The 18,107-nt window shown below is 70.3% G+C and carries 21 protein-coding genes and 3 pseudogenes; 22 read left to right on the forward strand and 2 right to left on the reverse strand.

Annotation, left to right across the window (positions count from 1 at the left end; genetic code table 11):
* The first annotated feature begins 29 nt into the window (after positions 1-29).
* The 6 genes from motA to ACFJIX_RS17665 are packed head-to-tail and all read left to right on the forward strand — an operon-like array spanning position 30 to position 3,600.
* A complete protein-coding gene (motA, locus tag ACFJIX_RS17640) occupies positions 30-962 on the forward strand; it encodes a flagellar motor stator protein MotA (protein WP_377153221.1) in 933 nt (310 codons plus the stop codon).
* Positions 952-1,593 carry a flagellar motor protein MotB gene (locus ACFJIX_RS17645; RefSeq protein ID WP_377153223.1) on the forward strand — a complete coding sequence of 214 codons (642 nt, stop codon included), beginning with the start codon at positions 952-954 and terminating at the stop codon, positions 1,591-1,593. Before motA ends, ACFJIX_RS17645 begins: the two co-directional genes overlap by 11 nt.
* The gene (locus ACFJIX_RS17650; RefSeq protein WP_377153225.1) at positions 1,497-1,949 is read left to right on the forward strand and encodes an OmpA family protein; all 453 of its coding nucleotides are present in this window, start codon (positions 1,497-1,499) and stop codon (positions 1,947-1,949) included. The genes ACFJIX_RS17645 and ACFJIX_RS17650 overlap by 97 nt, the downstream gene beginning before the upstream one ends.
* A gap of 37 nt (positions 1,950-1,986) precedes the next feature.
* Complete coding sequence (gene flgM, locus ACFJIX_RS17655; RefSeq protein ID WP_377153227.1) at positions 1,987-2,280, forward strand: flagellar biosynthesis anti-sigma factor FlgM; 294 nt, start codon at positions 1,987-1,989, stop codon at positions 2,278-2,280.
* A complete protein-coding gene (locus ACFJIX_RS17660; protein WP_377153229.1) occupies positions 2,277-2,741 on the forward strand; it encodes a flagellar protein FlgN in 465 nt (154 codons plus the stop codon). The genes flgM and ACFJIX_RS17660 overlap by 4 nt, the downstream gene beginning before the upstream one ends.
* Positions 2,728-3,600, forward strand: coding sequence for a glucosaminidase domain-containing protein (locus ACFJIX_RS17665; protein WP_377153231.1), 873 nt, complete (start codon positions 2,728-2,730; stop codon positions 3,598-3,600). The genes ACFJIX_RS17660 and ACFJIX_RS17665 overlap by 14 nt, the downstream gene beginning before the upstream one ends.
* Before the next feature lie 23 nt (positions 3,601-3,623).
* On the opposite strand, the gene flgA is transcribed toward ACFJIX_RS17665, so the two are convergent.
* Complete coding sequence (flgA, locus tag ACFJIX_RS17670) at positions 3,624-4,361, reverse strand: flagellar basal body P-ring formation chaperone FlgA (RefSeq protein WP_377153233.1); 738 nt, start codon at positions 4,359-4,361, stop codon at positions 3,624-3,626.
* Here flgA and flgB point away from each other — a divergent pair.
* The 14 genes and pseudogenes from flgB to ACFJIX_RS17740 all read left to right on the forward strand — a co-directional run bounded on the left by flgB (position 4,360) and on the right by ACFJIX_RS17740 (position 14,567).
* On the forward strand, positions 4,360-4,746 hold the full coding sequence (gene flgB / locus ACFJIX_RS17675) for a flagellar basal body rod protein FlgB (protein ID WP_377153235.1): 387 nt from the start codon (positions 4,360-4,362) through the stop codon (positions 4,744-4,746). The two genes, flgA and flgB, sit on opposite strands and share 2 nt — an antisense overlap.
* Positions 4,747-4,766: 20 nt before the next feature.
* Positions 4,767-5,192, forward strand: coding sequence for a flagellar basal body rod protein FlgC (gene flgC / locus ACFJIX_RS17680; RefSeq protein ID WP_331612753.1), 426 nt, complete (start codon positions 4,767-4,769; stop codon positions 5,190-5,192).
* A gap of 58 nt (positions 5,193-5,250) precedes the next feature.
* On the forward strand, positions 5,251-5,913 hold the full coding sequence (locus ACFJIX_RS17685) for a flagellar hook capping FlgD N-terminal domain-containing protein (protein ID WP_377153236.1): 663 nt from the start codon (positions 5,251-5,253) through the stop codon (positions 5,911-5,913).
* Positions 5,914-5,983: 70 nt separating this feature from the next.
* Positions 5,984-6,901 (forward strand): annotated as a pseudogene (locus ACFJIX_RS17690) (flagellar hook protein FlgE); the annotation flags it as partial.
* A gap of 205 nt (positions 6,902-7,106) precedes the next feature.
* Positions 7,107-7,193, forward strand: a complete 87-nt coding sequence (locus ACFJIX_RS17695) for a flagellar basal body rod C-terminal domain-containing protein (protein ID WP_377161835.1) — start codon at positions 7,107-7,109, stop codon at positions 7,191-7,193.
* A gap of 63 nt (positions 7,194-7,256) precedes the next feature.
* Positions 7,257-7,992 (forward strand): annotated as a pseudogene (locus ACFJIX_RS17700) (flagellar basal body rod protein FlgF).
* A gap of 106 nt (positions 7,993-8,098) precedes the next feature.
* Positions 8,099-8,887 carry a flagellar basal-body rod protein FlgG gene (gene flgG, locus ACFJIX_RS17705; RefSeq protein ID WP_377153237.1) on the forward strand — a complete coding sequence of 263 codons (789 nt, stop codon included), beginning with the start codon at positions 8,099-8,101 and terminating at the stop codon, positions 8,885-8,887.
* 10 nt (positions 8,888-8,897) lie between these two features.
* Entirely contained in the window at positions 8,898-9,566 is a 669-nt protein-coding gene (flgH, locus tag ACFJIX_RS17710; RefSeq protein ID WP_377153239.1) for a flagellar basal body L-ring protein FlgH, read from the forward strand.
* A 35-nt stretch (positions 9,567-9,601) separates the two neighbouring features.
* Positions 9,602-10,726, forward strand: a complete 1,125-nt coding sequence (locus ACFJIX_RS17715) for a flagellar basal body P-ring protein FlgI (RefSeq protein ID WP_377153241.1) — start codon at positions 9,602-9,604, stop codon at positions 10,724-10,726.
* Positions 10,726-11,133 carry a flagellar biosynthesis protein FlgJ gene (locus ACFJIX_RS17720; protein ID WP_377153243.1) on the forward strand — a complete coding sequence of 136 codons (408 nt, stop codon included), beginning with the start codon at positions 10,726-10,728 and terminating at the stop codon, positions 11,131-11,133. The genes ACFJIX_RS17715 and ACFJIX_RS17720 overlap by 1 nt, the downstream gene beginning before the upstream one ends.
* On the forward strand, positions 11,130-12,497 hold the full coding sequence (gene flgK / locus ACFJIX_RS17725) for a flagellar hook-associated protein FlgK (protein WP_377153245.1): 1,368 nt from the start codon (positions 11,130-11,132) through the stop codon (positions 12,495-12,497). Before ACFJIX_RS17720 ends, flgK begins: the two co-directional genes overlap by 4 nt.
* Positions 12,498-12,591: 94 nt before the next feature.
* Positions 12,592-13,005: pseudogene (locus ACFJIX_RS17730) on the forward strand (flagellar hook-associated protein 3); the annotation flags it as partial.
* A gap of 169 nt (positions 13,006-13,174) precedes the next feature.
* On the forward strand, positions 13,175-13,441 hold the full coding sequence (locus tag ACFJIX_RS17735; RefSeq protein WP_377162091.1) for a hypothetical protein: 267 nt from the start codon (positions 13,175-13,177) through the stop codon (positions 13,439-13,441).
* Positions 13,431-14,567 (forward strand): hypothetical protein, encoded by a 1,137-nt coding sequence (locus ACFJIX_RS17740; RefSeq protein ID WP_377162094.1) that lies wholly within the window; start codon positions 13,431-13,433, stop codon positions 14,565-14,567. The genes ACFJIX_RS17735 and ACFJIX_RS17740 overlap by 11 nt, the downstream gene beginning before the upstream one ends.
* 33 nt (positions 14,568-14,600) lie before the next feature.
* On the opposite strand, the gene ACFJIX_RS17745 is transcribed toward ACFJIX_RS17740, so the two are convergent.
* A complete protein-coding gene (locus tag ACFJIX_RS17745; protein ID WP_377153247.1) occupies positions 14,601-16,244 on the reverse strand; it encodes a hypothetical protein in 1,644 nt (547 codons plus the stop codon).
* 248 nt (positions 16,245-16,492) lie between these two features.
* Between ACFJIX_RS17745 and ACFJIX_RS17750 the strand changes: the two genes are divergently transcribed.
* On the forward strand, positions 16,493-17,290 hold the full coding sequence (locus tag ACFJIX_RS17750) for a DUF1624 domain-containing protein (protein WP_377153249.1): 798 nt from the start codon (positions 16,493-16,495) through the stop codon (positions 17,288-17,290).
* Positions 17,291-17,312: 22 nt separating this feature from the next.
* Entirely contained in the window at positions 17,313-18,077 is a 765-nt protein-coding gene (gene rlmB / locus ACFJIX_RS17755; RefSeq protein WP_377153251.1) for a 23S rRNA (guanosine(2251)-2'-O)-methyltransferase RlmB, read from the forward strand.
* The last annotated feature ends 30 nt before the right edge of the window (positions 18,078-18,107 follow it).

An 18,107-nucleotide genomic window follows, 5' to 3' on the forward strand; every position in this document is an offset into this window, starting at 1 on the left:
GACCGGCGGAACAGGAAAAAGGAACGGACATGCAGGCACTCATCGGAATCGGGATCGTCCTGGGCTGCGTCTTCGGCGGCTTCATGCTGCACGGCGGCCAGTTCAAGGTCATCTGGCAGCCGGTGGAGCTGCTGATCATCGTCGGCGCCGGCGTGGGCGCGATCGTGCTGGGCAACCCGCGCCACGTGCTGTCGGAGATGCTGCTGCAACTGCGCAAGCTGGTGCGCCGCAGCGACCACGGCCAGGAGTTCCAGCGCCAGCTGCTGCTGCTGATGTACGAGCTGCTGCAGACGGCCGCCGGCGGCCTGAAGGCGCTGGACGCGCACGTCGAGGCGCCGCACGAGAGCGCGCTGTTCCAGCGTTATCCGCTGATCCTCGACAACCGCAAGCTGCTGCACTTCATCGTCGACAACTTCCGCCTGATGGCGATGGGCAAGATCAACGCGCATGAGCTCGAGGGCGTGCTGGAGCAGGAGCTCGAGGCCATCCACGACGAGCTGATGCAGCCGTCCAAGTCGCTGCACAAGATCGCCGAGGCGATGCCCGGCTTCGGCATCCTGGCCGCGGTGCTGGGCATCGTGATGGCGATGAACCACGTCGCCGAAGGCGCGGGCACCGGCGAGATCGCCGTGATGGTCGCCGCCGCGATGGTCGGGACCTTCATCGGCATCTTCTTCTGCTACGGCGTGATGGACCCGCTGTCCAACATGATGAAGCAGCTGGTGCATGAGGAGCTGGCGTCGCTGGAGTCCGTCAAGGTCGTGCTGGTGACGCATGTGTCGGGCAAGCCGCCGCTGCTGGCGATCGACGCCGGACGCCGTCTGGTGCAGCTCAACATCAAGCCCAGCTTCGCGCTGCTCGAAAGCTGGATCGACGCCCTCAACGGCGATGAGCCGGCCGCCACGCCGCGCCGCCGCGCGGGCGATCGCCCGGCGGGAGAAGGAGAGCGCCGTGCAGCCTGAGGTCGTGTCCATCGGTCCCGGCGGCCTGGCAGGTGCTGGCGGCAAGGGCGCGCGCGATCACCACCCGACCGTGGTGAAGCGCGTCTCGCGCCGTGCCGACGACGAAGGCCACGGCGGCGCGTGGAAGGTCGCGTTCGCCGACTTCTGCCTGGCGCTGCTGTGCCTGTTCCTGGTGCTGTGGCTGCTGGCCTCGCGCAACGCCGAGCGCATGCAGGTCGTGCTGCAGAACGCGGGCGCCAACCTGATCGAGGACGGGCAGGGGCTGACGAACTCGCTGGCCGCCGGCTCGCGCGGCAGCATGATCGAGCGCCATCCGGTGCCCGCGCGCAGCGAGGAGCCCAGCCCCGGCGATCCGCAGCACGGCTCGACGGATTCGCGCATGGGTCGGCCCAGCCTGGATTCGCCGGAGCAGTTGCAGGCGCTCGCGCGTCGCATCGCCGCGCTGGCCAAGGAAGAGGGCTGGAGGGCCATCTGCGCAGCGCCGTCACGCCGCAGGGTCTGCGGCTGCAGTTGCACGACACCGAGGCCAGCGGCATGTTCGAGCGCGGCAGCGCGCAGCCGGCCGCGCCGCTGCGCGCGCTGCTGCGCAAGCTGGGCCCGCTGCTGGCGGAGATCCGCAACCAGTTGCTGATCGTCGGTCACACCGATGCGACGGCCTATCAGGACAAGGGGCCGGGCGCCTTCACCAACTGGGCGCTGTCCAGCCATCGCGCGATGGCGGCCCGCCAGGAACTGCTGGTCGGCGGCATGCCCGAGTCCAGCGTGCTGCAGGTCACCGGCATGGCCGACGCCGCGCCGCTGGACCCGCTGGCGCCGACCGCGGCGGCCAACCGCCGCATCGAGCTGATGCTGCTGACCGCCAAGCAGGCGCAGGCGATCGCCGGGATGTTCGGCCCGGCCGGGCTGCGCGACCCGGCGCGCGACGGCGATGCCGCCGAGCAGGTTCGCGGCGCGTTGATGAAGCCGCAGCCGGCGGCCTCCCGCTGACGGAGGCCGCATGCGCACCAGATCCAAGGGTGAACGAATGAAGATCACTGGCACCAACCCGTTGAATCCCGCCGCCGGCACGACGTCGTCGGCGTCCGTCGAGTCGACCGACCGCGCGCTCGGCGCCGGCCCGTCGTCCGGTCCCGCGATGCTCGCCGGCGAGCTGGCGAGCGAGGTCCTCAAGCCCGCGCAGGCGACGCTCGCCGCGATGCCGGAAGTCGACGAGGTGAAGGTCGCCGCGCTGCGCGACGCGCTGGCCAAGGGCGAGATCAAGTTCGACGCGAACCGGCTGTCGCAGCTCATCCAGCGTTATCACGGAGGCCGCGCGTGACCGCGACGCTGACCCGCACGGCGCGCCGCGCCGACAGCACCGCCGCGGTGATGCTGCAGCAGCTCGTCGACGGACTCTCGCAGGACCTGCGCGGCTACGAGACCTTGCGCGAGCTGCTGGACCGCCAGTTCCACGCCGCGCTGCGGCACGAGGCCGAGGCGATGGCGGCGCTGTCCGCGGAGATCCTCGCGCAGGCCGCGGAGATGGAGGCGCAACGCGCGCGTCGCCGCGAGCTGCTGGTCGGCCTGCTCGGCCGCGCGGCGCAGCCCAGCCTGCGCGCGCTGCTGGAGCGCCTGCCGGCCGCGACGGCCGAGCCGATCGCCGCGCTGCGCCGCGCGATCGAACGCGCGCTGGCGGAGTGCAAGGCGATGAACCTGCGCAACGCGCAACTGATCGGCGAGCAGCAGGCGCTGATGCAGCAACTGCTGGGCCGCGAGGAGCACATCTATGCGGAACGTTGAGCTCCGCGCGGGCGAGTTTCCGTCGCTGGCGAGCGCTCAAGTCGCGCCGGCGCGCGCCGCCAGCGCGGGTGCCATCGGTGGGGTGGGCGCGGTCAGCCCGATTGGCGCCACGAGCACTGCCGGCGCGGGCGCCTTCGGCACGCCGCGCTTCGACGCGCTGTTCAATGAACTGCACCGTGATGTGGTCCGCTACATCGAGCAGGGTGACGGCGGTGCCGATGGCGGCGCCGCGCGTGGCCTGAGCCCGGAAGGCGCGTGGGGCCGCGCGCGGGTGCTCTCGGTGGCCGGCATGGATTCGGCGCCCGGCACCGGTGGTTCGGCGGACGACGCCGTCGGCGACGCGCAGCGCCAGGCCTTCATCGACGAGGTGCTGCCGCTGGCGCGCGGCGCCGGCGCGAAGCTGGGCGTCGCGCCCGAGGTGCTGACCGCGCAGGCCGCGCTGGAAACGGGCTGGGGCCGCTCGCCGATCCGCGCGGCGGATGGCTCGAGCAGCCACAACTACTTCGGCATCAAGGCCACCGGCTGGCAGGGTGCCGTCGCGCAGGCGATGACGACGGAGGTCGAGGGCGGCGCGCCCGTCGCGCGCAGCGAGGCGTTCCGTGCCTATGCGTCGCCGTCGCAGTCCTTCGACGATCTGGCCCGGCTGGTCGGCACGAGCCCGCGTTATCAGGGCGCCCTCAACGCCGGCGCCGATGCACGCGCCTACGGTGTCGCGCTGCAGCGCGGGGGCTACGCCACCGATCCGGCGTATGCGGAGAAGCTCACGCAGGTGGCGGCGCGCGTGACGACGCAACTCGACACCGCTCAGAAATCGACCTCGACGGGCGCCGCCGCGCGCGCGGCTGGAGTTGCGAAATGAAGCCGGTCTTCGCGGCGATCGACTCAGCGCAGTTCGGCGGGCTCGACCAGTCCGGCGTCCAGCACGCGGGCCTGGATCACGCGGCCGCTGGCGCTGTTGCGCACGCGGATCAGGCCCTGGCGCGCGCCGCTGTCGAGCGCCTCGCCGGCGCCTTCGACGCTGACGCCGCCGCGGCTGGCCTGGATGCGCACGGCGTCGCCGCGCTTGACCACGATGGCCGCGGCCAGCAGACGCTTCTGCAGCAGCTGGCCCGGGCGCAGTGTGGTGCGTGCGGCGAAGCCGGGCTCCAGCGTGGACAGCGCGTCGGGCGTCTGGCTGATGTCGCGGCGCTGCAGCTGGAGTTGATCGTCGCTGACCGGCTGACCGCTGGCCACGCCCTGCGTGACGACGAGCACCTCGGCGCTCAGCGTCGCGCGCAGCAGGAAGTCCTGCGGCGGCACGCGGGCGGCGTCGTCGGTGCAGCGGGCCACCAGGCGCAGGCGCATCAGGCTGCGGCTGTCCTGCAGCGCGACGTCCCAGCCGGCCGGGCAGGCCGGACGCGGACGCGGCGCGGGCTGCTGAAGCTGCAGTTCGGGCGAGATCAGGCCGGCCTGCTGCGCCTGGTCGAGCAAGGCGGTACGGGCGGTGTCCAGCACCTGCTCGTCGAGCGTGGCGGCAAGGCCGGCCAACGGCCAGGACAGCGCTGAGATCGCCAGAGCGATCGACAGCGGACGACAGACAGCAACGGATTCGGAAACGAACGGAAAGAGGGAGTCGCGCATGAGCATCGATTTCAGCAAGGCGGCCGGGGTGCATGACGACGCGCTGCGTCTGCGCGCGGAGCGGACCAAGGTCCTGGCCTCCAACATCGCCAACGTCAGCACGCCGGGGTTTCAGGCGCGCGACATTGATTTTGCCGCGTCCTTGCGCAGCGCACTGGGTTCCGGCGACGGATCGGGCGACGGGTTCAACGGCGAGCTCGCGCTCGACACCGGCGACCAGGACATGAAGTACCGCGTCCCGTACCACCCGGCGCAGGACGGCAACACCGTCGAGCTCGGCGTGGAGCAGGCCGCCTTCGCGCAGAACGCGCTCGATTTCCAGACCAGCCTGAGCTTCGTGAACATGAAGCTCAAGGGCGTGGCCAAGGCCATCAGCGGTCAATGAGCGACAAAACGGGAGCTGTCATGTCCTTCAAGCAGATCAGCCAGATCGCCGGTTCGGCGATGTCCGCGCAGACGGTGCGCCTGAACACGATCGCCAGCAACCTGGCCAACGCGCAGTCGGCCGCCGGCAGCGAGACCGCCACGTACCACGCCCGCAAGCCGGTGTTCGCCGCGCTCGCCGCGCGCGAAGGGCTGGGCGACCAGCAACTCGCCGGCACGCGCGTGCAGGTGCTGGACGTCGTCGAGAGCCAGGAGCCGCTGCGCAAGGCCTACGAGCCCGAGAACCCGCTGGCCAACGAGAACGGCGAGGTCTTCTACCCCAACGTCAACCCGGTGGCCGAGATGACCGACATGTTGTCCGCCTCGCGCGCCTTCGAGACCAACGTCGAGGTGCTGTCGCGCGTGAAGTCGATGCAGCAGTCGCTGCTGCGCCTCGGCGAAGGCTGATCCATGCCTGAACCGACCCTGATCAAGACCTGACCCCGATCCTCCACGGAGCACCGACATGACCACTTCCGTCAACAACAACTCGAGCGGCAACGGCACTTCGTCGTCCAGCGCGATCGCCGGCAACGGCGACAGCGGCGGCCTGAGCAACCTGTTCACCACGCTGCTCGTCGCGCAGATCAAGAACCAGGACCCGCTGTCGCCCCAGGACCCGTCGCAATTCGTCAGCCAGCTCACGCAGTTGAGCCAGGTCGAATCGATGCAGAAGCTCACCTCGCAGGGCCAGACCAACGCCAGCATGCTGGCGAGCCTGCAGCTGATGACGCTGGGCGCGCAGGTCGGCTCGACGCTGCAGGCCACCGTCTCGCAGGTGCAGCTGCAGGGCGATCCGGTCGAGCTGCGCTACACGCTGGATTCGAGCAGCCCCGCCAACACGCTGGTGGTGACGGCCGGCGACGGCACCGAGCAGCGCATCGATCTCGGCTCGCTCGGCAAGGGCGAGCACGGCTACACGCTGGACCCGGCCAAGCTGGGCCTGCGCGACGGCCAGTACAGCCTGAAGTTCGAGGCCAAGGACAAGCGCGAGGTGAGCCTGGAGACCGTCGCCCGCCTGGACGGCGTGCGCCTGTCCGCCGACGGCAGCGTGATGCTGCAGCTCGCCGGCGTCGGCGAGGTCACCAGCCAGGCCATCACCCAGTTCAAGGGCCGCGCCGCGTCCTGACGGGCGCGTCCTTCCCAGGTTCTTCAGAGTCTTCCCCAGTTCCCAGCATCCAACGCCTTCGGAGGCCCCCATGAGTTTCGAAATCGCACGTTCGGGCATCAACGCGGTCAACGCCAGCCTGGAGACCATCAGCAACAACATCGCCAACTCCGGCACCTACGGCTTCAAGTCCAGCCGCAGCAACTTCTCGTCCATGTACGCCGACAGCGCGCCCACCGGCGTGGAAGTGGGCTCGATCTCGCAAAGCATCCAGACCGGCGGCGGCCTGTTCAACACCGGACGCGGCATGGACGCGATGATCCAGGGCCGCGGCTTCTTCGCGGTCAAGGGCGACGACGGCCAGACCGTGTTCACCCGCGTGGGCCTGTTCGACGTCGACAAGGACGGCAACGTCATCGACAGCCTGGGCCGCAAGGCGCAGGGCTACGCCGCGGTGCTGGACGCCAACGGCCGGCCGGTGCCGGGTGCCGGCCTGGGTGCCTTCGGCGACCTGCGCGTCAACGCCGGCACGATCCCGGCGCAGGCCAGCGACGTGCTGACCTACAACGGCAACCTCAGCGCCGACTGGACCGTGCCCGCGCTCGCGCCCTTCGACAAGGACGACTCGCGCAGCTACAACAGCTCGGTGACCTCGGTCGTGTACGACTCGCTGGGCACCAAGCACAGCGTGACGCAGTACTTCGTGAAGACCGGCGTCGGCGCCGTCAACGCGTACTACAGCTTCGACGGCGCGGCCCCGGCCGGCGTCGGCGCGACGATGAACTTCGACGCACTGGGCCAGCTCACCGCCGTGCCCGCCGTGACGTTGAACGCCGCGCCGGCCAACGGCGCCGCGCCGATCGCCATGCGCATCGACTACACCACCACCACGCAATACGCCGGCGACACGACGACCCGCACCAACGAGTCCAACGGCTATGCCGCCGGCACGCTGACCGGCACCAGCCTGTCGGAGGACGGCTCGCTGGTGGCCAACTACAGCAACGGCGAGAAGCAGACCGTCGGCACCATCGCGCTGGCCACCTTCGCCAACGAGACGCGCGCTCAAGCCGATGAGCGACACGAGCTGGACGTCGACCATCGACAGCGGCGTGGCGCTGTACTCGCGCCCGGGCGCGGGCACGGCGTCCAAGCTCAGCGCCGGCGCGATCGAGCAGTCCAACGTCGACGTGACCGGCGAGCTCGTCAGCCTGATGAGCGCGCAGCGCAACTACCAGGCCAACACCAAGCTCATCTCGACCGAGAACGAGATGATGCAGGCGCTGATGCAGGCCGTCTGACGCGAGTTCTCCGCGAGTTCTCCGCGAGTTCTTCCCGACCACCCGGACTGAAGCGAGCCCCCGATGGACGCCCTGATCTACACCGTCATGAGCGGCGCCGAGCGCATCCAGCGCGCGCAGGCCGTGCATGCCAACAACCTGGCCAACATGGAGACGGCCGGCTTCCGCGCCAACCTCGAGCAGGCCGGCGCCGCGCAGGTGAAGGGCTACGGCTACGACGCGCGGCACCTGGCGCAGGCGCGTTCGGACGTCGTCACGCGCGCGCGCCGGCAGCCAGCGCGACACGGGCCGCGATCTCGACCTGGCGGTCGAGGGCGAGGGCCTGTTCGCCGTGGCGCAGGACGGACCGGCGGGCCGCGAGGCCTACACCCGCAGCGGCAACTTCACCGTCGACGCCGACGGCACGCTGCGCCTGGGCCGTCACGCGGTGCTGGGCGAGGGCGGTCCGATCGTGCTGCCGCCGCACGACAGGCTCGAAGTACAGGCCGACGGCACGATCTCGGTCCTGGCCAACGGCCAGCCCGAGCTGCAGACGGTGGACCGCCTCAAGCTCGTCAAGCCGCCGTTCTCGCAGCTGACCAAGAACGAGGCCGGCCTGCTGGTGACGCGCGACGGCAGCACGCCGGCCGCCGATCCGGCCGTGCAGGTCGCCAAGGGCAAGCTCGAATCGAGCAACGTCTCGGCCGTCGAGGAGATGGTCGCCACGATGAACCTGGCCCGCGACTTCGAGCTGCAGATGCGCCTCTACAAGGCCGCCGACGGCATGGCCGATACCGGCAACCGGCTGGTCCGCGAGTGACGCGGCCGTCCGTTCACTCGACCTCGACCTCGGCCTCGACCTCGACCTCGACCTCGACCTCGATCCCGTTCCCCCGACATTCCCGCATTTCCCCAAGGAGCCCCCGATGAACCCCGCCATGTGGATCAGCAAGACCGGCGTGCAGGCGCAGGACGCCAAGCTGCAAGCGATCGCCAACAACCTGGCCAACGTCAACACGGTCGGCTTCAAGCGCGACCGGGTGATGTTCGAGGACCTTTTCTACCAGGTCGAGCGCCAGCCCGGCGCGCAGGCCGAGGATGGCACCGCCGCGCCGACCGGCGTGCAGCTGGGCAACGGCACGCGCATGGTGGGCACGCAGAAGGTGTTCACCAACGGCAACCTGCAGACGACCGGCCAGAGCATGGACGTGGCCATCGTCGGCAACGGCTTCCTGCAGGTCGAGGGACCGAACGGCCGGCCGGCCTACACGCGCGCCGGCCAGCTCAACGTCAGCCCGGAAGGCCGGCTGACGACGGCGCAGGGCCAGCGCCTGCAGCCGGAGATCACCATCCCCGTCAACGCCAAGTCGCTGACGATCGGCGAGAACGGCGTCGTGTCGATCACCGTCGCCGACAACGCCGCGCCGCAGGAGATCGGGCAGCTGCGCCTGACGCAGTTCGTCAACCCGGCCGGCCTGCTGGCGCTGGGCGGCAACCTGTACCAGGAGACCGGCGCCAGCGGCGCGCCGACCGAGGGGGTGCCGGGCGAGAACGGCCTGGGCAAGCTCAAGCAGGGCGCGCTGGAAGGCTCGAACGTCCAGGTCGTCGAGGAGATGGTCGACATGATCGCGGCGCAGCGCACCTACGAGATGAACACCAAGGTGCTCTCCGCCGCCGACAACATGCTGCAGGTGCTGGCGCAGGCCGCACGCTGAGGAGACGTCGATGAACGCTGCTGCCCGTCTTCTTCCACTCGCTGCTGCCGCGATCCTCGCGGCGAGCCTGGGCGGCTGCGCGATCATCGCGCCGCCGGAACTGCCGAGCGCCGATCCCGGCGGCCTGCCGCTGCCGATCGCGGAGACGGTCCGGCCGTCGGGGGGCGGCGTGTTCGCCGCGGGCCGCAGCGCCAGCCTGATTGCCGACACGCGTGCCTTCCGCTCCGGCGACGTGCTGACCATCGTGCTCGAAGAAGCGACGCAGGCCAGCAAGAGCGCCAACACGCAGAGCGGCAAGACCAGCGGCGGCAGCTTCGGCCTGGACCTGAACGGCAAGCAGCGCTCGTACGGCATCAACGCGGGGCGCGACTTCAACGGCAGCGGCAGCAGCACGCAGCAGAACACGCTGCAGGGCGCGATCACCGTGGTCGTGCAGGAGGTGACCTCCAACGGCCTGCTGCGCGTGCACGGCGAGAAGAGCCTGACGCTGAACCAGGGCGAGGAGCTGATGCGCGTGGCCGGCTACGTCCGTCCGGCGGATGTGGACAGCGAGAACCGCGTGTCCTCGCAGCGCGTGGCCAACGCCCGCATCGCCTACAGCGGCCGGGGCGTCCTGGCCGATGCCGCCACGCCCGGCTGGTTCACGCGCTGGTTCAACAGCCCGTGGAATCCGATCTGAGATCCGGTCAGATGTCCGTCCATCGCGAGACCTCCATGAAGAAGCGCCTGCTCTCCCTGTCCTTCGGCCTGGTCCTCGGCCTCGTGCTCGGCCTGGGCGCGGCGATGCCGACCTTCGCGGCGCAGCCGCTGCGCCAGCTCGTCGACATCGAGGGCGTGCGCGAGAACCAGCTGCTGGGCTACGGCCTGGTCGTCGGGCTGAACGGCAGCGGCGACAGCACGCAGGTGAAGTTCGCCGGCCAGTCGGTGGCCAACCTGCTGAAGCAGTTCGGCGTGAAGCTGCCCGAGAAGACCGAGGCCAAGTCGCGCAACGCGGCGGCCGTGATGGTGAGCGCGAGTTTCCCGTCGGGCTATCGCCGCGGGCAGTCCATCGACATCACCGTGTCCTCGCTGGGCGATGCGAAGAGCCTGCGCGGCGGCACGCTGCTGCTGACCGAGCTGCACGCCGCCGACGGCGAGGTCTATGCGCTGGCGCAAGGCAACCTGGTCGTGACCGGCCTGAACGCGCAGGGGCAGAGCGGCTCCAGCGTGACGGTGAACACGCCGACGACCGGCCGCGTGCCCAACGGCGCGTCGATCGAGCGCGAGATCGCGAGCGACTTCGACTCCCGGCCGGACGTGGTGCTGAACCTCAAGCGCCCCGCCTTTCAGACCGCGACGCAGATCGTCGACGCGCTGAACCAGCGCTTCGGCAGCGGCACGGCGTCGACGCGCGACGGGACCAGCGTGTCGGTGCGCGCCCCGATGGAATCGACGCAGCGCGTGGCCTTCGTCGCGCAGCTGCAGGGCTTGTCCATCGACGCCGCGCCGGCGCTGCCGCGCGTGATCTTCAATTCCCGCACCGGCACCGTCGTCATCGCCGACGGCGTCAAGGTGCGCCCGGCGGCGGTGTCGCACGGCTCGCTGAAGGTCGTCATCAGCGAGAGCCCGCAGGTCAGCCAGCCCAACGCGTTCAGCCAGGGCCGCACGCAGACGGTGCCGCAGTCGCAGCTGCGCGTGGACCAGGGCGACGGCCGGATGTTCCGCTGGCCGGCGGGCACCTCGCTGCAGGCGATCGTCGACATGGTCAACAGCATCGGCGCGAATCCGGACGACCTGATGGCGATCCTTCAGGCGCTCGATCAGGCCGGCGCGATCGAGGGCGAGCTGCAGGTGATCTGATGAGCGACTTCCCGACTTCCTCTCCGATGCCGTCGGTCGCCGCGCTGGACGGCGCCAAGGATCCCGATGCGCGCATCAAGGCGCAGGCCACCGACGCCGCCGTCAAGTTCGAAGCTTTCTTCATCAAGCAGATGATCAGCCAGATGCGCGCCGGCACGCGCGCGCTGGCCGACGACGACAGCGTCGAACACAAGCGCGCCAACCAGGACATGCTGGACCTGGCCGACGGGATGGTCGCCGACGCGCTCGCCCAGCAGCGCGCCTTCGGCATCGCCGACCTGATGCTCAAGCAGGTCCTTCCCGCAGCGGGCTTAAGTTCCGGCGCCGGCGCGTCGCCTTCCGGAGGGAAGACCCCTGCGGACTTCCCCGCGGGCGCCCCCGCATCCTCAGGAACCTCGACCCCATGAGCATCCTCCTCAACGGCCTCACCGGCGCGCAGGCCGCCCAGGCCGCGCTGGGCACCACCAGCCAGAACGTCGCCAACGCGATGACGCCGGGCTACACCCGCACCGGCGTGCTGCTGGGCTCGCTGCAGACGCCGCAGGGCGGGGCCGGCGTGCAGGTGTCCAAGCTGCTGCGCTTCGCCGACAGCTTCAAGAACGTGCAGCTGTGGCAGGCGACCAGCCAGCTCGGCCAGTACAGCGCCGGGCAGTCCTACATGACCCAGCTCGAGCAGGTCATGTCCGACGACACGGCCAACATCAACAACGGCATCGACCAGTTCTTCGCCGCGCTGAACGCGGCCAGCGTCCAGCCGGAATCCGGCCCGCTGCGCGAGGCCGTGCTGACCGCCGCCGACGGCCTGGTCAAGCGCTTCGACAGCCTGCAGCAGCTGTTCGCCAACCAGCAGACGGCGATCGCGACGCAGCGCGACGGCGTGGTCAACCAGGTCAACGCGCTGACGCAGGACATCGCGCTGCTGAACAAGCAGATCGCCGGCGGCCGCGCCACCGGCATGAACGACGCCGGGCTGCAGGACGCCCGCGACGAGAAGATCAAGGCGCTGTCCGCGCTGGTCGGCCTGCAGGTCGTCGACACGCCCGACGGCGCCAAGAGCGTGTCGCTCAAGGGCGGCCAGCCGCTGGTCGTCGGCGCGGACGCGGCGGTGATGTCCACGTCCGGCCCGGGCGCGCTGAAGATCCAGTTCGCCAACACCTCGTTCACCTTGTCGGACGTGGGGCAGGGCGGTCAGCTCGGCGGCCTGGCCGATCTGCAGAAGCAGGTGCTGGGACCGATGCGCACGACGATCTCGGAGCTCGCGCTAGGCATCGGCAACGCGTTCAACGCGCAGCTGGCGCTGGGCTTCGCCCCGCCGGCCGCCACGCCGGGCGCGCCGCTGTTCGACACCAGCGGCGGCACGCTCAAGATGACCGGCATCACCGCGGCGCAGCTGGCGTTCTCCAGCAGCGCCACGGTCAGCGGCGACAGCGGCAACCTGACCGCGCTGATCGGCCTGAAGAACCGGCCGATGACCATCACCACCTTCGATGCGGCCGGCAACGCCGCCGGCACGACGCAGATCATCACCGGCGACGTGTTCACGCAGCTGGTGGGCAAGCTGGGCGTGGCGAGCTCGCTGAACCAGGGCTCGCAGAAGACCGCGACGACGGTGCGCGACCAGTCCGAGGAGGACTGGAAGTCCAGCGCCGGCGTCAACACCGACGAGGAAGCCATCAACCTCATGCAGTACCAGCAGATGTACCAGGCCAACATGAAGGTCGTGGCGGTGGCGAACCAGCTGTTCGACAGCACGCTGCAGATGCTGGGCTGAGCCCGGCGTCGTCCATTCCCCTCAGTCCCCGTTCAGATCGTCGATTTCCGGAGAAGCCGCCATGCGCATCGCCAGCAACCAGTACCACACGACGATGAACAGCGCGCTGCAGGCCGCCAACGAGGGCCTGACGCACGTGATGCAGCAGATGGCGTCGGGCCAGCGCGTGCTCAAGCCGTCCGACGACAGCATCGCGGCGCTGCGCCTGGCGCGGCTGTCGCGCGAGGAGGCCTCGCTCGACCAGTACCGCGACAACATCGGCGCGCTGCAGAGCCGGCTCAAGACCAGCGAGGTGTCGCTGGACAGCATCCGCGAGGACCTGCAGGCGACGCGCGACCTGCTGGTCTGGGCGGCCGACGCGGGCAACACCGGCGACGACCTGAACGCGATGTCGGGCTCGGTGAAGACGCTGCACGACAGCCTGCTCTTCCTGGCCAACAGCAAGAACGCGGAAGGCCGCTACCTGTTCTCCGGCACGGCCAGCGACCAGCCGACCGTCGACGCGGGCTACAACTTCCTGGGCAACTCGCAGACGCAGCAGGTCGCCGTGGCGGACAACATGGCCATCGGCGGCAACGTGTCGCTCGAGGGCATGGGCGCCTTCCTGCGCCAGCTCAACACGCTGGGGCGGCCAGCTGGCCACGCCGGGTGTCACCGCCGAAGGCGTGCACGCGGACGTGACCGCGATGATCGCCGCGCTCGACCAGACGCTGGGCGACGTGGCGGGCAAGATCGGCCAGCTCGGCGGACGGCAGAACATCCTGGACACGATCGACACGAACCATGCGTCGGTCAGCCTGGCCAACCGGCAGACCGCGCTGGACCTCGGCCAGATCGACTACGGCGAGGCCGCCACGCGCCTCAACAGCTACACGCTGGCGCTGCAGGCGACGCAGAAGGCCTATGCGAAGGTCAGCCAGCTGAGCCTGTTCGATGCGATCTGACGCGCTCACCGCGCCGGTCTTCGGCGGGGATCGCGCGTCGCGGTCCGCCGATGGCGCTCGCATGGCGGCGTTGCCGACCGCGCCCGCCTTGGCGACGAGCGGTGCCGGCGTTGCCGCGGCACGGTCCGCGCCCCTCGATGCGCCGGGCACGCGGCCCGCGCTGAGCGCGCCGGCCGGAGAGAAGCCCGTCCTCATCGATGTCGCCGCCGCGCCGCTGCGCGCGGGCGACGGCGCTTCACCCGCACGCGAACCGGGCGCCCAACTTCAGCTCGGCAAACTCCAGCAGGGGCTGGACTACCTCGATCGGCTGGCCGCGGCGATGCAGCAGCTCAAGGGCGGTCTCAGCGAGACGCTGGCGCGCCAGACCCCCCCGTCGGCGACGCTGGGCGGGCAGGTCGACCAGTTGCGTCAGCTCTGGTCGCAGCGCAGCCGCGAGGCCGGCGGGCGCGTCGATGCCGAATTGCAGGCCGCGCCCGAGGACGGCGCGGCGCGCCAGCGCTTCAAGTTGCGCGGCCTGGATCTGGCCGTGCTGCAGCAAGGGGGCAAGGAGACGCTGAGACTCCAGCTGCCGGGCCAGCCGCAGGAGAGCGGCGCGCCGGGCAAGGCGACGGTGATTGCCGTGTCGCTGGACGGCGAGGGCACGCAGCAGCAGTTGCAGGCGCTGACCAAGGCGTTGTCGCCGGCGGGGCTGTCGGTGCAGGCACAGGGCACGGAGATCGTGTTCAGCGTGACCGAGTCGCAGTGGCCCGCGTTGCGCGACGGCCTGACCCTGCGCGGCGAAGGCAAGCGCTTCCCCAGCGGCCAGCCGGTGCGCGCGCTGCTGGAGCCGGCACCGGACGCGCTGCAGCCGCAGCGCTGGGACCTGAAGGAAGCGACCGGCCAGCGCCAGGCGCTGGGACAGTTGCTGCAGGCGCAGCCCAAGGTCGCGCAGGCGCGGGCCCGCCTGCATGAGCAGCTCGAGTCGGCCGCGCGGCCGGCGCCGTCGATGGCGCCGGAGCAGGCTGGCGCGCTCGCCGGCGCGTTGGCGGGCGCGCTGTCCGGCGCCGAGTACAGCGACGTCGGCGCGCTGCTGCCGGCGCTGCGCGGCATGCACCGGCAGCGCGTGCGTCAGTTGCTGTCGCCCTGACGGGACCTGACGCTCGACGCCCGACGGGGCCGCTCAGGAGGACGGCAGGCGGCCGATGAAATCGTCGATCTGGAACGGCAGGCAGATCGTGTGCGGCAGCGACTTGCTGTGGCTGAACTCGAGCAGCGTCTTCACGAGCAGCGAGTCTTCGCGACAGTCGCCCCGCTCGACGCTGGCGACGCGCTGACCCTCGGTCTTCAATCGCGCGATCATGTCCTCGGTGTTGCGCGCCGGGATCAGGGAGTCCTTGCTGTTGTGGAACATCCTGAACTCGGCCAGGGGCAGGTCGTAGCGCTGCGAACCGGACGCCAGGCTGTTCAACAGGAGATGCGGCGTCAGGCCGCTGAGCTTCCCGGCCCGGTAGTCGGCGAGGAAGGCCGGCAGCACCTGGCCATCGGCGCCAAAGACCGTCTTGGGGTCGTAAGACAGGTGCTGGTAGTCGCGCAGTGCCGCCAGCGTGCGACCCAGGTAGTCCGGGATGCGGCTCAGATCGGCCTTGTCCGAATACTCGTCGCGCGGTTCTCCGGCGGCCGCTCGCAGGGACGAATCCAGCGTCCGGCGGATCTCGAAGGGACCGTCGCCGGTCGACACCAGCCGGATCGTCGTCTGGCGCGCCAGGTGCGGGATCGAGGCCATGGCGGAGAACGCCCCCTGCGACGGACCGATCATGCGCAGGTCCTTCCCGGGCTGCGCGCGGTGGACCTGCATGAAGTACTCGTTGACGGCGCTGAGCATGTCCACGGTGTGCGCGGCCGTGTCCGCGGCGATCAGGAAGGCCTGCGGCGAGGCCGCCGTGTCGCCCTTGCCGATCAGGTCGGGGGTGAAGTAGATGTGGCCCTTGCCCGCCGCGCCCAGGCCGATCAGGACCATGGCGTTCCTGCCCGATGAGGGGGCGTCGGACTCGTTGGATTCGGCACCGCGCTGCCCGATCACCACGGGCCGGCCGTTGTAGTCGACCGGCGGCCCGCCTGCCGACGGCACGGGATAGACCAGCAGGCCGCTGAGCGTGATGGGCGCGCCGGACGCGTCGATGCTTCGATAACGCACCCGCTTGACCTGAGCGTCGAAGGCGGCGTTCGGCGAGGCGATGTGAGGCAGTTCGTGGCGCAGGAGCGGCTTGAGCACCGCGGCGGTCACGGGGTTGCCCCTGGCGTAGTCCTCCACCAGGACGCTGATCAGATCGTTGATCTGCGAACGGGCGATCCGCGACGAGCCCGTCAGGCCGCCGAACTCCACCGGGAGGTCCGCGACCTCGCCGTCCAGGGCCCCACGGCGTTGCTGGCCGATGCTGAAGACGGACACGGCCTTGCCGTTCAGCTGGAGCCCGTAGGCCGTGTCCGGCTGCAGCGTCTGTCGCGGCTCGATCGTGCGCGAGCCGGCGACCCCCCCATTCGGGTTCGCCCATTCGCTGGACGCGACGACGGTGGTCGGAACCGTCGCCTGGGTCTTGTCGACCAGCTTGAAGTCGTCGCACGCGCCCGCGGTGGCGGCGGTGTAGTCGAGGGTCACCGACGGATCGATGAACCCGGCCGTGACGGAGGCTTCGGGCGTGACGCGCAGCACCGTGCAGGCGGGCGCGACGATGTCCGGGCTCTTGTCGCCCTTGCCGCCGCCGCAGGCGGTGACCAGGACGGACAGGCTGAGCACGGTGAACAGCGAGGGGGGTGAAGGGCGCATGGGGAGTCGGGGAGGAGGGAAGAGGGGAATGAGGAAGGGGGAGAGGAGACGGGCCGCGGGAGTCGAAGAAGCGATCGTCGATGCCGCGTCGCTCCGGCTCAATGCGGCGGACGGGGGGAAACAGCGGCCCCGACTGGCCGATCGAGGGGAGGGAACCACCCGGATGCGGGGGGTGCCCTGGAGTCGGCGGTCGATTGCCGGACGGGCGTCATCGCGCGGTCCGGCGGCTTATGTAGACTGTTTCCCCGATGAATCCGCCGGCCCGCTTCCCGACCGCAACGCCTGACCCCGGCCTGGACGCCGTGGCGCGCGACTTCCCGACGACCCCGCGCTTCGACCGTCTCGATGCGCTGCGGGGCCTGGCCATGGTCTGGATGACCGTCTTCCACTTCTGCTTCGACCTGAGCTACTACAAGATCGTGGTGGAGGACTTCTACCGCGATCCGTTCTGGACCTGGCAACGCAGCGGCATCGTCAGCCTGTTCCTGCTGTGCGCCGGCATGGGCCAGGCGGTGGCGCTGGCGCAGGGCCAGACGGCCTACCGCTTCTGGCGCCGCTGGGGCCAGGTCATGGCCTGCGCGCTGCTGGTGTCGATCGGGTCGTGGTGGATGTTCCCGCGCTCCTTCATCAGCTTCGGCGTGCTGCACGGCATGGCGCTGATGCTGATCCTGGTGCGCTTCGGCTTCTCGAGACTGCCTACCGCGGCGTTGTGGCTGCTGGGCGCGGTCGCGATCGCGCTGCCGTTCTTCGTCGCGCATCCCTTCTTCGACACCCGCACCACCAACTGGCTCGGCCTGGTCACGCGCAAGCCGCTGACCGAGGACTACGTCCCGCTGCTGCCGTGGCTCGGCCCGATGCTGTGGGGCTGCGCGCTGATGCGCGTCGAGGCGGTGCGGACCTGGATGCAGCGTCCGGTGCTGCCGGCGGCGCGTCCGCTGTCGGTGATGGGGCGGTGGTCGCTGTCGTACTACATGCTCCACCAGCCGGTCATGATCGGCCTGCTGGCGGCGGCGCGCACGCTGGGCTGGCTGTCAGGCAGGCCGTGACGGGTGCGCGACAATCGCGCCCATGAGCTCCTCCCCTTCTTCTCCTTCCAAGACCCAGATCCTGTTCGGCTTCCACGCCGTCACCGTGCGGCTGAAGACCGCGCCCGCCTCGGTGCAGGAGATCCTGTTCGACGCCACCCGCAAGGATCAGCGCATGCGGGGCTTCCTCGAGAAGGCCGAGGCGGCGGGCGCGAAGCTCGTCGAGAGCGACGACGACCGGTTGAAGGCGCTGTGCGGCACGCACCGCCACCAGGGCGTCGTGGCGCGGGTGAAGGCGGTGGCGCAGTCGCATTCGCTGGATGAGGTGCTGGAGCAGGTCGAGGGACCGCCGCTGGTGCTGGTGCTGGACGGCGTCACCGATCCGCACAACCTCGGCGCCTGCCTGCGCGTGGCCGACGGTGCCGGCGCCCACGCGGTGGTCGCGCCCAAGGACCATGCGGTGGGACTGAACGCGACGGTGGCCAAGGTCGCCAGCGGCGCCGCGGAGACCGTGCCCTACCTGATGGTGACCAACCTGGCGCGTTCGCTCAATGAGCTCAAGGAACGCGACATCTGGGTGATCGGCACCTCGGACCAGGCGGAGAAGACGCTGTACGACCTGGACCTGACGGGTCCGGTGGCGCTGGTGCTGGGCGCCGAAGGCGACGGCATGCGCCAGCTGACCGCGAAGACCTGCGACGAGCTCGTGCGCATCCCGATGCAGGGCGCGGTGGAAAGCCTGAATGTCTCCGTGGCCGCCGGCGTGTGCCTGTACGAGGCGCTGCGCCAACGTCAGAAGAAGGCCTGAGCACCCGACGCGAGATAATCGCGTCCATTC

The sequence above is a fragment of the Roseateles sp. UC29_93 genome (genome assembly GCF_042695725.1).
GTDB classification, from domain to species: domain Bacteria; phylum Pseudomonadota; class Gammaproteobacteria; order Burkholderiales; family Burkholderiaceae_C; genus Roseateles; species Roseateles noduli_A.